Here is a 13973-nt window from a genome sequence, read left to right as displayed (position 1 = left end):
GTGCGGTTGTGCCGGAGCTACGGGCCAAGCAACCCGATGGGGACCACGTGGATTCCGTCCGGGCGAGTATATGCGAATTCTCCGCCGGTCACGATGATCTTGGCGAGAGGCGGTCCAGATGCGCCCTGATCCACGTTGTCGATGAATGCGGTGAGGGATTGCGCCGCCTTGTCCTCGGCATTCGCGCCGAGCTTGATCTCGACCGCGGCCCATTGTCCATTGGGGAACTCGATGATGGCGTCGATTTCCCGGTTTCGCGAATCCCTCACGTGCATGACGTGCCCGCTGCTGGCTTGGGTGTATATGCGTAGGTCCCGAACGACAAGTGACTCGAAGAGCTGGCCGAAATACTCCAGGTCGCCGAGGAGGCGATCGGGTCCCGCACCCAGGGCGGCGGCACCCAAGGACGGGTCGACGAAGTGCCGCTTGACGGCGGCCCGAATGCGGTCTTTCGAGCGCAGCTTCGGGGACCAAGCGGGCTGGTCTTCGACCACGAAAATGCGTTCCAGGGCCTGATGGTACGCCGAAACCGATCTCGCGCTCAGTCCTCCGACCGGCCCCATATCGGCGGAGATGGTATTGAAGCTGGCTTCGGTGCCTACCGATCGAGCCAGCGAGCGTATGAGCAAGCCAGTTCGCGCTGCATCGCGACGTGGCTCGTCATCAAGAGCGGGCAGGTCGACACGTGCGACATCCGCCAAGTAAGAGCGCAGGAATCGCTGGGCTTGGTCGGCGCCAAGGCGTTGTAAACCAGGCCAGCCGCCTATGACTATCCTCTCCGCAAGCGCGCGAACGGTCAGCGGGCTTCGCTGTGGCTTCAAGAGCCCGCCAGCCATGATTTCCTTCAACGACGCTTGACCGCTGGAGTGGCCGCTCTCGAAGAGAGACATGGGCCGCATTCGCATCCGCAGGATCCTGCCTGCGCCTGAGTGGCGAGTGTGGTCATCTGCGGGTACGGCAGAGCCGGCGAGCACGTACTGACCCGGAGTCTGTGCGCTATCGACCGACGCGCGCACCTGATTCCACACGCCCGGGATGACTTGCCATTCGTCGATGAACCGGGGCTTGTCGCCGTCGAGAATCAGCGACTCGTCGATTTCGGCGAGCCTTCGAGCATTCTGATCGATATCGAGTTGGATGTGGCTGCGGGAATGGTGCCGGCCGGTTGCGGACTTGCCACAAGCTCTGGCGCCTTCGATGAGAATGGCGCCAGCCATCGCCTGGAGTTCAGAAATTTCCTGGTCAACAACTCTCGGAAGGTATTCCATGTGCCTATGCTACGTCTCTATCGACACGTTTGTGAATAATCTAGCGACACATTTATGAATGATTTAGCGACACGTTTGTGAATCGCTATGGTGCAGTCGGACCGAGTGTCGCTCGGCCTACTCGGAGGGCGTGAGCTTGCCGCAATGAGGCCCAAGCCGCTGCCAGATCTTTGGCCCGAGGTCCGCGACGAGGCCGCGTTCTCCGAAGGGGCGGAAGCCTGCGCAGTGGTCGGGGCGCGCTCGGCCGCCGTGGTGCTCAGTCCTCGGCCACGTTGAGTCGGTGAAGCAACTCGGCGAAACGCTGCACGTCCTCGTCGGACCATTCATCGAGTTTGCGACGCAGGTTTTGCCGCGCCTCGGTGCCCGTGGCGATCCACGAGGTACGCGCTTCATCGGTGATGGAGACCAACTGCGCCCGGCGGTCGGCCGGATCGCTGATGCGAGTGATCAGCCCCTGGGTTTCCAGCTGCTTGATGATGCGCGAAACGGTGGCCTTGTCCAGTTCGAGGTGCTCGGCCAACTCATTCTGCTGCTGCCCGTCGCGCTTCACGAGCAAGGCCAAAACCTTGTAACCGGCCGGCTGCAATTCCGGATGGATTTGCCGGGCGCGACGACGCAAGGTGCGGCGGGCGCGAATCAATGTGGCGGTGAATTCTTCCTCCACCTGCTGGTACAGCTTCTCGTCGTGCATTGCTCCATTCTAGGTTCCCGTAGCAGAAATAGGGTTCTCGAAACCTGAAACGTGACCCAGCCGCTACATCCGCCCGCGCGGATAGTGACAAAATGGCACCAGAAGCGTTGCATATTCGAAGGAGAGAGCGTGAGTTACCAGGTGGGCCCCGCCGAGCAAATCCCCGAGGGAGAGGCGTTGCTCGTCGATTCCAGGGACAGTGGAGCGGCCGAGGATATTGCGATCTTCCACGCTGAAGACGGCAATTTCTATGCCCTGCAAGACGAATGCACCCACGAAACCGCCTCCTTGGCGGATGGATGGATCGACGGAACCGAGGTTGAATGCCCGCTGCATTCGGCCAGCTTTTGCCTGAAGACCGGCAAGGCCCTGTGCATGCCGGCCACCGTAGACGCGCGCACCTATAAGGTCGAGGTCGTCGATGGACAACTCGAACTCGATATCTAGCATGGCCCGTGTACAGATCGTCGGCGCCGGTGTCGCCGGATTTACGCTGACCCGCGAGCTCATCCAACGCGGCTACCGTGGCGAGATCGTGCTCAGCGACCCGCAGGGTTTGCCCTATGACCGGCCGCCGCTGAGCAAGGCGCTGCGCCGCGAGTACTTCATGCCCGCCAGTTGGTACGCGGAGCACGGCGTGCAATTGCGCGCCGAGGCGATCAATGATCCAGCGCTGCCCGAAGCCGCCGACGAGTGGCTGGTGTTGGCCACCGGGAGCAGGGCCAAGAAGCTGACCGTGCCCGGCGCCGAGCATGCGCTGAGCCTGCATACCGCCGACGAGGCCGAACTCATTGCCCGGCGGCTGGATCAGGGCATGTTCGCGATGCCCGTGGCCATTATCGGGGCCGGCCTTGTGGGCGCGGAGTTCGCCTCCGCGGCCCGACAGGCCGGCGCGCAGGTGACGCTGTTTTCGGCCTCCAGTGCCCCCTTGGCCCGGGTACTCGGCGACGAGATGGCGCGCGAACTACACGCCGCCCACCGGCGCAACGGAGTCACCTGCGTGGACGCCGCAGTGACCGAGGTCGGGCCGGATTACGTGGTGGCCGCCGGGCAACGGCATGAGGCCGCGCTGATCGTTGCCGCAGTGGGGGCCGAAGCCGACACCACCGTGGCCGAAGGGCTTGGCCTTGCGGTGGACGATGGAATTCTGGTTGACGACGCGCAGCAGGTGCTTGGCCAGCGCCAGGTGCTCGCCATCGGTGATGCGGCCCGTCGGCTCGATCATCCGCGCGCGGTGCACTGGGAAGCGGCCATGGACGATGCGGCCATTGCCGCCGCGGTGATCACCGGGCAACCGGCGCCAGCCCGCAAGGTCGACTGGTTCTGGTCCGATCGTCACGACCAGCATGTCGAGGTCCTCGGTGATTTCTCACGGGCCAGCTCCCACATCTCCCGGCCGGGGCGACGCGGAAATCTCGAGGCCGTCTTCGGGTTGGACAGCGCCGGGAATCTGGTAGCCGCCTCGATGGTCGATGGTGGTTTGCTATCCAAGGCGCTGCGCCGACTGATGGACGCCGGAGTGAGCCCCACGGCCGAGCAACTGGCCGACCCGAGCGTTGGACCGCGTGAACTAGCTAAGGCGGACCGCGCATGAGCACCTTGCCGCCGCCTCAAGTGCCCGAGGCGCTACGTGTGCCCACCGCCCGCGTCGGGGCCGGGTTTATTGCCGCCATCGTGGTGGTGCATGTCGGCATCAACGTGGGATTCTTCGCCCCGCTGCAGGTGCTGTTGGGGTTACATGCCCAGCAGATCGACGCCTCCGCTAAGGCCGCGATTCTCTCCCTGGTCACGGCCGTGGGCGCCGCGGTCTCGATGGTGGCTAATCCGCTTTTCGGTGCCCTGAGCGATCGCACCACCTCGCGCTTTGGCCGGCGCGTGCCTTGGATTTTCGTCGGAACCTTGTCCGTTGCGGCCGCGCTGCTGTTCATGTCCACCACCAATTCGGTGTCCGGGCTCGTGGTCGGCTGGGCGCTCGTGCAGGCCGCCGGTAACGCGGCCTTGGCCGCGATATTTGCGGTAGTGCCCGATAAGGTGCCGGTCGAACAACGCGGGCTGGTCGGTGGCCTGGTTGCGCTGGGGCAAACCGGTGGTGCCTTGATCGGTGCCGCCATTGGCATGGTGGCCGCCGCGGATCTTGTTTTTGGGTATGCGTTGGTGGCGGTGTGCGTGGGGCTGTGTGCGGTACCTTTCGTGCTGATGCGCCGAGACGTGGTGCTGCCGGCCGGTGCCCTTGAACCCCTGCGCCTCGGACAGTTTCTGCGGAGCTTTTGGATCAACCCGGCACGGTACCCGGACTTCGGGTGGGCCTGGTTGGCTCGCTTCCTGCTGTATCTTGGATCGCAACTGATTCTGGTGTACCTGCTGTACTTCCTGCAGGATAAGTTGCACCACCCGGAGCCGGCCCAGGGCGTGCTGGTGCTCACCGCCGTCTATGCGGTGTGCGTGATTTTTTCCGCGGTGCTTTTCGGGCGCTTCTCCGACCGTGACGGGAAGCGTAAACGCTATGTGGTGCTTTCCTCACTCATTGTCGCCGCGGCCGCGGTACTGATGGCGTTCTGCAGCGTTTTCTGGGTCGCCGTGATCGGCGCCATGCTATTGGGTGTGGGCTTTGGCTCCTATCTAGCGGTGGACTTCGCACTGCTGACGCAGGTGCTGCCACATGCCGATTCGCGCGGTAAGGACCTGGGCGTGATCAACATTGCCAATTCGCTGCCGCAGGTGGTGGCCCCCGTGGTGGCTTGGATTTCGGTGACCTGGCTGGGGGGCTACCCGGCGCTGTTCCTCTCCGCCGCCGTGGTGTCTCTCGCCGGGGCCTGGCTGGTTACGAAGGTCAGGAGCGTGCCCTAATGGGCGAGGCCTTGCAGTGGCTGCTGAACGATGCCCCGTGGGGTGTGACCTTCGTATTCTTCTTCTGTGGTGCCATGATCCGGGCCAACACCACCTATTGGATCGGCCGCGGTGTGGCCAAGGGCGTTGAGCATACCCGCTTTCAGCGTCACCTCGAAGGGCCGGTTTATCAGAGGGCCCAACGATTTATCGTCCGCTGGGGTGTGCTGGCGGTGCCACTGAGTTTTTTGACCGTGGGGGTACAGAGCGCGGTCAACGCCTCGGCCGGCATCAGCCGGATGCCGCTACGCCGCTACCTCCCGGCGGTGGTCGTTGGATGCCTCCTCTGGGCGCTGGTGTACACCACGGTGGGGATGGCCGTGGTGTATGCGTGGCTGGCCCTCGAATGGCAGTGGTTGGTCCTTGGCACGGTCGTTATTGCGATCACGGTCTTCGTTATTCTGCGTGGCCGTCGCCGACGCGCGGGTGTGCCAGAATAAACTCTCCATTCATCAGCACTGCACCCTTGAGACGGAAGGCCTAGCCGATGCCGACCAGCCAACCAGCGCGAGAACCGCGTCGCGCGCAACTCGACGATCTCGATCGTAAACTTCTGCGACTGCTCTCCGAGAATGCGCGGCGAACCAATAACTCGCTGGCCGAGGAACTGGGTATTGCGGCATCGACCTGCCTGGCGCGGCTCAATGCCCTCCGTGAAAGCGGCGTGATTTCACGCTTTACCGTGGAAGTCGATCCGCAGGTCCTCGGCCGTGAACTCGAAGCGCTGATCTTTGTGCGCATTCGGCCCGGGGCGCGGCATTTAATGTCGAGCTTTGCCACCGAAATGCGGCGCAAGGCCGGGGTGCGACAGCTGTTCTTCCTCGGCGGGGCCGATGACTTCGTGCTGCACGTGGCCGTGCGCAACTCGGCCGATGTGCGCCAATTCGTGTTGGACAACCTCTCGGCCAACCCCGCCGTGGCCACCACTCAGACCTCCATCGTCTTCGAGCACAGCATCGGCACCGACGAGTACTGAGCCGGCCCTGCGGTCCGCGCCACACGTGGGCGGCTAAATGGGCCATAAAATCAGCACTAATTTGCTCGGACCATTTGGGGTTACGCTGGGCTCACCAAGTTCCTAGAGCCCGACCCGTTGGAGGGAAAATGGAAACGAAAGTCACCGAATGTAGCGTCGAGAATTGTTCGTTTAACGATCACACGCACTGCAATGCTTCCGGTATTACGATCGCCGGTGCCTCCGAACACGCTCAGTGCGCCACCTTTATTGACATTGGAGTCAATGGTGGACTGCCAAAGGTGCTGGCCAGCGTCGGCGCCTGCCAGCGATCCGAATGCGCACACAACGATCACCTGATGTGCAACGCACCGCAGGTAAAGGTCGGACCGGGGGCCGATGTCGCCGACTGTCTGACCTACGAACATAAGTAAAGAATTCAAGAGCCAACGGGACGTGTAACCACGTCCCGTTTGTTCTGCCCAAAACCATGTTGCAGGTCTTCGAATGCGGGGACGTACCAGCGAGTATGCAGGGCGGGGAATCGATTTATTCGAAGAAAAATGCTAGACTTGATGATCCTTTCATGGACCACGGTCTTTGCGGCAGGTCGCCGACGAAGACCTATGGACGAGAGAATCAGGAGGTCGAACCATGAATATCGAGTTCACCGTGGCTACCGCGTTGGCAACATTATTGGTGCTGGCCGTGATCAGTGTGTTCTTGGTGCTGGCCTATCGCCGCACGCAGGCGGAGGAAATCCGCAAGAACCTAGTGAAGCAGGCGAAGAAGCTGGGCCTGGCCGCCCCCGAGGACCTAGAGACAAAGGTGCTCCAGCGTCGGGTGCGTGAGGCCAAGAAACAGCAGAAGCAAGAAAAGCATCTGAAAACCGCATAGCGTGAACGGGCAATCCTTCGTAGCGAAGGGTTGCCCGTTTTGCATTGCCAGGCCAGCCGTCAGGGGCGCGCGGATGCCCGGTTAGTCACATGGGGCTGTGAGCTTGCTGGCCTAGAGGCGGGTTTTGGTCAACCGAACATGCGGCACAGGATTTACTAGATGGTGCACAGACTTAGTGAATCGGGAGAACACGCATGAGCACCATTCCGTTGGGGGGAAGATATTTTGTTGGCGCGCCATGGCGCGAACATCATCAAGTTCCGTCAAGACCGCAAGAATGGTCGCACGGTGGCTTACCTGCGCAACGGTCAGACCGATACGGCAGCCAACCTTGTGGCCCGCGTCGGAGCGCTCACTCCAGCAGATTCCATGCGAGGCGCTGCCGAACGTTTCCTGAACGACGAGGCAACCGTCTCACGCCGTGAGGCACGGACCCTGGCTAAGATTTCGCTGGGCTACAGCATTGTGGCCGGTGTCGTTTTCGGCGGCCTACTCCTAGCGCTCTATCACGTCGGCGGTGCCGACAGCCTGCAGTACCTGACGAGCTACAGCTTCTAACGCGCCGACCTCGCTAATCCCATGTACCGAAAGGTGCATGGGATTTTGTACATTGCAGCCTCGTTTTTCGGCGAGGCAACGCATAGGATGAGCACAATTCCACCGAGGGGAGTAGGCAATGCGTTTCGTACTAGAGGTTAATTTCGACACCGAAACCATGCAGGAGCAACCGCTGGAGCAGCTGCAGCATGTGCTCAGGTCGTTGGCCAACCATATTGAGCTGTATCCCATGGAACACGGCGTAGAGGGTGAAGTATTCGATACCCGCCAAGAGGGCGTCGGGGAGTGGGCCCTGCTCGACGACTAACTGCCGAAGCTACGGCACCATACCGTCGATTAGTGCCCGTAGTCCACGCTGAAAAGACGCGTCGGAGGTTGGCACTTCGGTACGCCGCTGTGCCTCAATGGCCTCGGTAAAATTCTGTGTTTCCTCATGGTGTGCGCCGGCATCAAAGATGTCATGCGGTGCCGAGGTATCCATTGCCGAGCCGAAGATGAAGGATTCCAGAGCCACGATCGTGGGCACGACCTGTTCCTGAGCCAAACCTGCCTCGGTCAGTGCGCGCGCGACCCGCTCATACATGCGCAAGGTTCGGGGCGAATCGGCAACGGGCAGCACCGCGATGACCGGGATGAGCGGAATGTGATTGGAGAAGGTGTCCCGGTAGCTCGTGGCCCAATGGCCCAGCGCCTCGCGCAACGGCAGCGTATCGAAGCCGGAGCTGTCGACCTGGGTCATCACGCTTTCCTGGATCCACTGCAATAGATCCTGCTTGGAATCAACGTGGTTGTAGAGCGCCGACGGAGAGACACCCAAGGACTTCGCGAGGCGTTGCATGGTTAACCCCTCATAGCCACTGGCGGTGACCAATTCGAGCGCGTGCTGCGTAATGCGTTCACGATCGAGCACGCTGGTACGCGGACGACCCGCCTTGCGGTGGCTATTTTCGACCACGATCATCTCCCTGACGTCGACTACTTCACAAAACCGTCACGATACCCTATGCTGGATTCAAAGATAAATGAACTCAATTCATTTTGAACGAGGAGAATCCCTTCATGAAGCATCTGGAACGCGACGTTGTGGTCGTTGGCGCCGGCCCCTCCGGCTTGAACGCAGCCTATGAGCTGCAAAAGGTCGGCAAGACCGTGGCCGTCTTGGAAGCCCGCGATCGCGTTGGCGGGCGCACGTGGACCGACGTCATGGACGGGGCCACCATCGAGATCGGTGGACAGTGGATCAGCCCGGACCAGACCGCTCTCTACGACCTGATCGACGAGCTCGGGATCGAGACCTTCGAACGCTACAAGAAGGGCAAGAGCGTCTACCGTGCCACCGATGGCACCGTGACCGTATATGACGGGGCGGACTTCCCGGTCTCCGAGCACACGGTTGCCGAAATGAACAAGCTCATCGGCCTGATGAACGAGTTGGCCACCGCGACCAACCCGGATAAGCCCTGGGATCACCCGCAGGCCGCCGAGCTGGACAAGATTTCCTTCCACCACTGGCTACGCGAACAGTCCGATGACGAGCTGGCTTGCCTGAACGTCGGCCTGTTCATCGCCGGCGGCATGCTCACCAAGCCAGCCCACACCTTCTCGGCACTGCAGGCCGTGTTGATGGCAGCCTCCGCCGGCTCGTTCGACAACCTCGTCGACGAAGACTTCATCCTGGATCGGCGCATGAAGTCCACCATGCAGGGTGTGTCCAAGGCAGTGGCCGAGCGCCTCCACGAGCAGACGCTCTTCCTGAACAACCCGGTGCTGAAGCTTGAATGGTCCGAAGACGGCGTGGTGGCCCACGGTACGGACGTGACCGTGAGCGCCAAGAAGGTCATCTTGGCCGTTCCGCCAAACCTCTACAACCGCATCAGCTACTTCCCGCCGTTGCCGCGCTGGCAGCACGTGACCCACCAGCACCAGTCGATGGGTCTGGTCATCAAGGTGCACGCCGTCTACGAGACCCCGTTCTGGCGCGAAGAAGGCCTCTCGGGTACCTGCTTCGGACCGAACCACCTGGTGCAGGAAATTTACGACAACACCTTCGACGGCGAATCCACCGGTACTCTTGTGGGCTTCATTTCCGATGTGGAAGCCGACAAGATCTGGGCCATGGATAGCGAAGAAGAGCGCAAGGAAACGATTCTGAAGGCCATCGCCGAATTCCTAGGCGACAAGGCACTCGATCCGAAGGTGTTCTACCTATCCGACTTCGGCTCCGAGGAATGGACCCGCGGCGCCTACGCCACCAGCTACGACCTTGGCGGTCTGTACCGCTTCGGGCCGAGCCAAAACGAGAACGTGGGGCCGATTTACTTCTCCTCCTCGGATTTGGCCGGCGCCGGCTACCAGCACGTCGACGGCGCGGTCCGCATGGGCCGCCGCACCGCCGCACGCATTGTCGCCGAATTGGATGGCACCGCGTACGACGAGTCCTACGACGGCGAAAAGTCGATCGCGTCGCTGGTTATGCAGTAACCACCGAGCACGGAACGACGAGCGCACTGCCACCTCATCCGGGGGTAAGCGCTGCGCGGGGCGGCTGCCATGATCATGGCAGCCCCCCGCGCCGTTCTGTATCACCGGTAGCCGCCAAGAGTCCCGTATGACTTGGTACGTGACGCGTGTTCGCCGGGACCCGGGTGGGGCGATAGCATGGCATCGTCGAGGGAGAACCGAACAAAGGAACATCGCATGCGTGCACTTCGAGCCACCGTTCTGCTGCTGGCGGGGCTATTGGCATTGTCCGCGTGCGCACCGCAAGAATCGGCACCGCCGAGCGAAGAGCCCACGGTGATCACCGTGGCCGCGGCGGCCTCCTTGCAGCGGGCCTTTGGGGATATGCAGCAGTCGTTCGAGAAGGCCAACCCCGATATTCGTATTGAGTCGATCATTTACGATGGCTCCTCCACCTTGGCTACGCAGATCCTCGAAGGCGCGCCGATCAACGTCTTCGCCTCGGCCGACACCCGCAACATGCGCTCGGTGCAGGAGGCCGGTTTGACCGCCGAGCCACGCATCTTCGCCACCAACACGCTGGTGATCGCCGTCCCGAAGGGAAACCCGGGACATATCACCTCGCTGGCGGACTTGTCCGATGCCACCACCGTGCTCTGTGCCCCGCAGGTGCCCTGCGGACATGCCTCGCAGGAACTCTTGCGCAACGCCTCGGTCAAGGTGACCCCCGCCAGTATGGAGCAGAACGTCACCGCCGTGTTGGCCAAGGTCGCCGCCGGTGAAGCCGAAGCGGGGCTGGTCTACGCCACCGATGTGGCCGGAGACGACGCGGTGGAATCCATCCGCCCCGACGGTGCCGATGAGGTGGTGAACTACTACCCGGCCGCCGCGCTGACGGTGGGGGAGCAAAGCACCCAAGAGGCCGCCCAGCGGTTCGTCGACTTTGTCGCCGGTGGTCCGGGGCAGCAGATCCTGGCGCGCTACGGTTTTGGTGCTCGGGCCGAACCGAGCGAGAACTAACCGTGGCCCGAGTCCCGGTTGATGTGGGCACCCGTGCCCCGGTGATTGCCATGCTCCCGGCATTGCTCGGGCTGGCACTGCTGGTGCTGCCGCTGATCGCCTTGGTGTCGCGTGCCTCATGGGGCACCTTGCTCTCGGACGTCACCAGCAAGCAAGCGCTAGATGCCCTCTCGCTCTCACTGCGCACCGGACTGGCCTCCACGGCTGTATGCGTGCTGCTCGGAGTGCCCCTCGCATTGGTGATTGCCCGCAGCCCGGCACGCGTCGCGCACCTGCTGCGCGCCCTGGTGGCCGTGCCGCTCGTTTTGCCGCCCATGGTTGGGGGTGTGGCATTACTCTTCCTCTTCGGACGCTCCAGCCCGGTGGGTGCCTGGATCGAAGCGCTCTGGGGCGTGAGCCTGACCTTCTCGACCACCGCGGTGGTCTTGGCGCAGGCGTTCGTGGCTCTGCCCTTCTTGGTACTGTCCGTGGAAGGTTCCCTGCGTTCGGTGGGCGCCGGCTACGAGCAGAGCGCCGCAACGCTCGGGGCGGGACGGTGGATGGTGCTCACCCGGGTCACCCTGCCGCTCGCGGCCCCCGGATTGGTGGCCGGGGTCATCCTGTGCTTCGCTCGGGCCATTGGCGAATTTGGGGCCACCGCACTGTTCGCCGGCAATGCCCCGGGGGTCACCCAAACCATGCCCCTGGCCATCTACACCGCGTTCAACGGGGCCGGCACCGGTCGTGAATCGGCCGTGGCACTGTCCTTGCTGCTCTTAGCCACCGCCATTTTGGTGTTGCTTTCGGTGCGTGCCTGGCGCCCAGGAGCGTTGAAATGAGCCCCGGGTTTCTCGCAGACTTCACCGTGCAACGGGCAGCCTTCGAGGTGCGCGTTGAACTTGAGCTGCACCAGGGACAGGTGCTGGCCCTCATGGGGCCCAGCGGTGCGGGTAAGTCCACCATCGTCTCGGCCATCGCCGGGCTCGAACGTATCGACGCCGGGCGGATCAGCCTCGATGGCACGGTGCTGGCCAGCCCCGGCGTGCACCTGCCCCCGCACCGCCGGTCCATTGGCCTGCTCGGGCAGGAACCGAACCTCTTCCCGCACCTGGACGCGCGGGCGAATATCGCCTTTGGCGCACGAGCCGCGGGTATGGCTAAGGCCGCGGCATTGGCATTGGCCGAGCAGTGGCTCGAACGCATTGGCCTGCCGGACATGGCCGCTCGAAAACCGGCGGAGCTGTCCGGGGGACAGCGTCAGCGCGTGGCCCTGGCCCGAGCCTTGGCCGCCGGACCGCGCATGCTGATGGTCGACGAGCCCTTTGTATCCCTGGATGTCGAAGCGGCCGCGGATATGCGCACGCTGTTGCGCCACGAATTGGACCGCACCAAAACCCGCACCATCGTCATCTCGCATTCGGCCGTGGACGCCGTCGAATTGGCCGACGAGCTGATCGTGATCGAACACGGCAGTGTGGTGCAGCGCGGTCAGGTGCGCCACGTGCTGGCACAACCCCAGACGCGTTTCGTCCGCGCCGTGGCCGCCACCCTGCCCGCGGCCGATGACCCGGCCCGCGGTTGAACGCAACAATCTGGTATCGGCCGGTGGTGGTGCGCGCAATCGGTGGTTGAATGTGAGCATGGCACCGAAAGTACTTTTCATATGCTCCAGTAACGCCGGAAAATCGCAAATGGCTGCGGCCCTCATGGACCAGATATCCAAGGGGACGGTTACCAGTTACTCCGCCGGAACCAACCCCGGCTCGGGGATCAATCAGGAGGCGGTGGCCTCGTTAGCCGAAACCGGCGCCGATATGTCCGGCGGGGTACCCAAGGCAATCGATCCGGCCGTGGTCGCCGAGGCTGACCGCGTGGTAATCCTCGGCTCCGAAGCACGCCCGGTCCTGGATCCGGAGGTGAACGTCGAACGCTGGGTGACCTACGAACCGAGCGAAGACGGGGTAACCGGGGCCGAACGCATGAACATGATTCGCGACGAAATCGCCACGCGCGTCACCGAGCTGTTCCACGAACTCAACGAGGCCTGATATCGGCACGATGGTTTCGCGCCGATCGCGTTCGGCCTGGTGGTTCCCGGCCGTGGCCCTAGTGCTGACCGGCTGGTGCGCCAATCAGTATGTGCCCCTGATGGGCTGGTATCAGCAGGAGCGCGGGCTGAGCGAACTAGCCAGCACCCTGGTGTTGGCTAGCTATGTGATCGGCCTGTTGCCGGCCCTGCTCTTTGGCGGGAACTGGGCCGATCGCTATGGCCGAAAACCCTTCACCCTGGTGGCGTTGGGTTGCTCGCTGACCGCATCGCTGGTGATGATGCTGGGCCAGTTTGATCCGCTGGGCCTCTACGCCGGGCGCGTGCTCACCGGGCTGGGCATGGGGTTGGCCATGGTGGCGGCCACTACCTGGGTCAAGCAGAGCGCCGGAGCGAAGGGAGCGAGCCGCGCGGGGTTGAGTACCTCGTTAGGCTTCGCACTTGGCCCGGTGCTCTCTGCAGCGATTGTGGGGATGAGCGGCAGCCCGGAAGTTGCCTACGCGGCGCATTCCGCCAGCACCCTGCTGTGGTTTATCCCGCTGTGGCTACTGGCCGCCGAGGCGGACACGCGCCAGGTGGTTGTCGCCGCGGGGCCCGGTACAAGTGCGCAAAATATGCGCCGCTTCACCTGGTTCGTGCTACCGATGGCACCATGGGTTTTCGGGCTTGCGACCAGCGGTTTCGCCATCGTTCCGGCGCTCGTGAATAACTCTCAGGGTCCTTCGCTGCTGGTGAGCACCGCTACCGTTGCCCTCACCATGGGGATGGGTGTGTTGGTGCAGCCTTTAGTGGAACGGTTTAATCGACCGGATTCGGTGCGGATGATCGTGCTGGGTCTCGTCGTGGGGCTAGTGGCCTACGCCTTCATCGTCCTTGCCGCTCTGACCGGTCAGGTCTTCGTTGGACTTTTGGGCTCGTTTACGGCCGGGTGCGCGAACGGGATCTTACTCAAGGGTGGTCTCACCCAGGTGCTGGATCTGGCCGCCGAGGCGGAGGCCGGCAAGCTGACCGGGCGTTTTTACGCCATGTGCTACGTCGGGTTCTTGTTCCCGACGTTGATGGCCCTATTCAGAAATCTTGGTGATTCGCTGTATTTCGTGCTGCTTTTGGCGCTGGCCTGCGGGCTGTGTCTTGTGCTGGTACTTGCCGGGCGCCGTTTCCTGCCCGGGCGCGGCGGCCTGCGGGTGGTCGAGCACTGAGCCGTTCGCGGAG

General features: G+C 62.8%; 19 protein-coding genes. 16 read left to right on the top strand and 3 right to left on the bottom strand.

Translation table 11 applies throughout. The features are described 5' to 3' along the window. Positions 1-17: 17 nt before the first annotated feature. Positions 18-1268 carry an ATP-binding protein gene (locus tag ACYU0X_RS14475; RefSeq protein ID WP_461901433.1) on the bottom strand — a complete coding sequence of 417 codons (1251 nt, stop codon included), beginning with the start codon at positions 1266-1268 and terminating at the stop codon, positions 18-20. Between the two features lie 144 nt (positions 1269-1412). On the opposite strand from ACYU0X_RS14475, the gene ACYU0X_RS14470 reads away from it, so the two are divergent. Further along, positions 1413-1544, top strand: coding sequence for a hypothetical protein (locus tag ACYU0X_RS14470; protein WP_461901431.1), 132 nt, complete (start codon positions 1413-1415; stop codon positions 1542-1544). Here ACYU0X_RS14470 and ACYU0X_RS14465 read toward each other — a convergent pair. After that, positions 1525-1959 (bottom strand): MarR family winged helix-turn-helix transcriptional regulator, encoded by a 435-nt coding sequence (locus ACYU0X_RS14465; RefSeq protein WP_461901430.1) that lies wholly within the window; start codon positions 1957-1959, stop codon positions 1525-1527. The two genes, ACYU0X_RS14470 and ACYU0X_RS14465, sit on opposite strands and share 20 nt — an antisense overlap. A 129-nt stretch (positions 1960-2088) precedes the next feature. Here ACYU0X_RS14465 and ACYU0X_RS14460 point away from each other — a divergent pair, with 129 nt between their 5' ends. The 9 genes from ACYU0X_RS14460 (at position 2089) to ACYU0X_RS14420 (ending at position 7562) form a co-directional block, all read left to right on the top strand. Then, complete coding sequence (locus tag ACYU0X_RS14460) at positions 2089-2406, top strand: bifunctional 3-phenylpropionate/cinnamic acid dioxygenase ferredoxin subunit (protein ID WP_461901428.1); 318 nt, start codon at positions 2089-2091, stop codon at positions 2404-2406. A gap of 1 nt (position 2407) precedes the next feature. Further along, entirely contained in the window at positions 2408-3553 is a 1146-nt protein-coding gene (locus ACYU0X_RS14455; protein ID WP_461901426.1) for an NAD(P)/FAD-dependent oxidoreductase, read from the top strand. Next, positions 3550-4806 carry an MFS transporter gene (locus ACYU0X_RS14450; RefSeq protein ID WP_461901424.1) on the top strand — a complete coding sequence of 419 codons (1257 nt, stop codon included), beginning with the start codon at positions 3550-3552 and terminating at the stop codon, positions 4804-4806. Before ACYU0X_RS14455 ends, ACYU0X_RS14450 begins: the two co-directional genes overlap by 4 nt. After that, positions 4806-5285: a DedA family protein gene (locus ACYU0X_RS14445; RefSeq protein WP_461901423.1), complete on the top strand. Its 480-nt coding sequence runs from the start codon at positions 4806-4808 to the stop codon at positions 5283-5285. Before ACYU0X_RS14450 ends, ACYU0X_RS14445 begins: the two co-directional genes overlap by 1 nt. A gap of 47 nt (positions 5286-5332) precedes the next feature. After that, positions 5333-5821 carry an Lrp/AsnC family transcriptional regulator gene (locus ACYU0X_RS14440; protein WP_309409386.1) on the top strand — a complete coding sequence of 163 codons (489 nt, stop codon included), beginning with the start codon at positions 5333-5335 and terminating at the stop codon, positions 5819-5821. A 128-nt stretch (positions 5822-5949) separates the two neighbouring features. Continuing rightward, complete coding sequence (locus ACYU0X_RS14435; RefSeq protein ID WP_461901421.1) at positions 5950-6234, top strand: DUF1540 domain-containing protein; 285 nt, start codon at positions 5950-5952, stop codon at positions 6232-6234. A 220-nt stretch (positions 6235-6454) separates the two neighbouring features. After that, positions 6455-6697 carry a hypothetical protein gene (locus ACYU0X_RS14430; protein ID WP_309409382.1) on the top strand — a complete coding sequence of 81 codons (243 nt, stop codon included), beginning with the start codon at positions 6455-6457 and terminating at the stop codon, positions 6695-6697. A gap of 228 nt (positions 6698-6925) precedes the next feature. Beyond that, positions 6926-7255, top strand: a complete 330-nt coding sequence (locus tag ACYU0X_RS14425; RefSeq protein ID WP_461901419.1) for a hypothetical protein — start codon at positions 6926-6928, stop codon at positions 7253-7255. Between the two features lie 118 nt (positions 7256-7373). Continuing rightward, positions 7374-7562, top strand: coding sequence for a hypothetical protein (locus tag ACYU0X_RS14420; RefSeq protein ID WP_459274129.1), 189 nt, complete (start codon positions 7374-7376; stop codon positions 7560-7562). Between the two features lie 9 nt (positions 7563-7571). On the opposite strand, the gene ACYU0X_RS14415 is transcribed toward ACYU0X_RS14420, so the two are convergent. After that, positions 7572-8216: a TetR/AcrR family transcriptional regulator gene (locus ACYU0X_RS14415; protein ID WP_461901417.1), complete on the bottom strand. Its 645-nt coding sequence runs from the start codon at positions 8214-8216 to the stop codon at positions 7572-7574. Positions 8217-8314: 98 nt separating this feature from the next. Between ACYU0X_RS14415 and ACYU0X_RS14410 the strand changes: the two genes are divergently transcribed. The 6 genes from ACYU0X_RS14410 to ACYU0X_RS14385 all read left to right on the top strand — a co-directional run bounded on the left by ACYU0X_RS14410 (position 8315) and on the right by ACYU0X_RS14385 (position 13960). Continuing rightward, positions 8315-9736 (top strand): flavin monoamine oxidase family protein, encoded by a 1422-nt coding sequence (locus ACYU0X_RS14410; RefSeq protein WP_461901416.1) that lies wholly within the window; start codon positions 8315-8317, stop codon positions 9734-9736. 216 nt (positions 9737-9952) lie between these two features. Further along, the gene (modA, locus tag ACYU0X_RS14405) at positions 9953-10735 is read left to right on the top strand and encodes a molybdate ABC transporter substrate-binding protein (RefSeq protein ID WP_461901415.1); all 783 of its coding nucleotides are present in this window, start codon (positions 9953-9955) and stop codon (positions 10733-10735) included. Positions 10736-10785: 50 nt separating this feature from the next. Continuing rightward, positions 10786-11553, top strand: coding sequence for an ABC transporter permease (locus ACYU0X_RS14400; protein WP_461902815.1), 768 nt, complete (start codon positions 10786-10788; stop codon positions 11551-11553). Then, a complete protein-coding gene (locus tag ACYU0X_RS14395) occupies positions 11550-12296 on the top strand; it encodes an ATP-binding cassette domain-containing protein (RefSeq protein WP_461901414.1) in 747 nt (248 codons plus the stop codon). The genes ACYU0X_RS14400 and ACYU0X_RS14395 overlap by 4 nt, the downstream gene beginning before the upstream one ends. Before the next feature lie 58 nt (positions 12297-12354). Beyond that, a complete protein-coding gene (locus ACYU0X_RS14390) occupies positions 12355-12762 on the top strand; it encodes an arsenate-mycothiol transferase ArsC (RefSeq protein ID WP_309409355.1) in 408 nt (135 codons plus the stop codon). Positions 12763-12772: 10 nt separating this feature from the next. Continuing rightward, positions 12773-13960 (top strand): MFS transporter, encoded by a 1188-nt coding sequence (locus ACYU0X_RS14385; protein WP_461901412.1) that lies wholly within the window; start codon positions 12773-12775, stop codon positions 13958-13960. Positions 13961-13973: the final 13 nt, after the last annotated feature.

The sequence above is a fragment of the Glutamicibacter sp. X7 genome, assembly GCF_054889245.1.
Note: the sequence above shows the minus strand (reverse complement) of the source record. Positions and strands in the feature narration are given on the sequence as shown.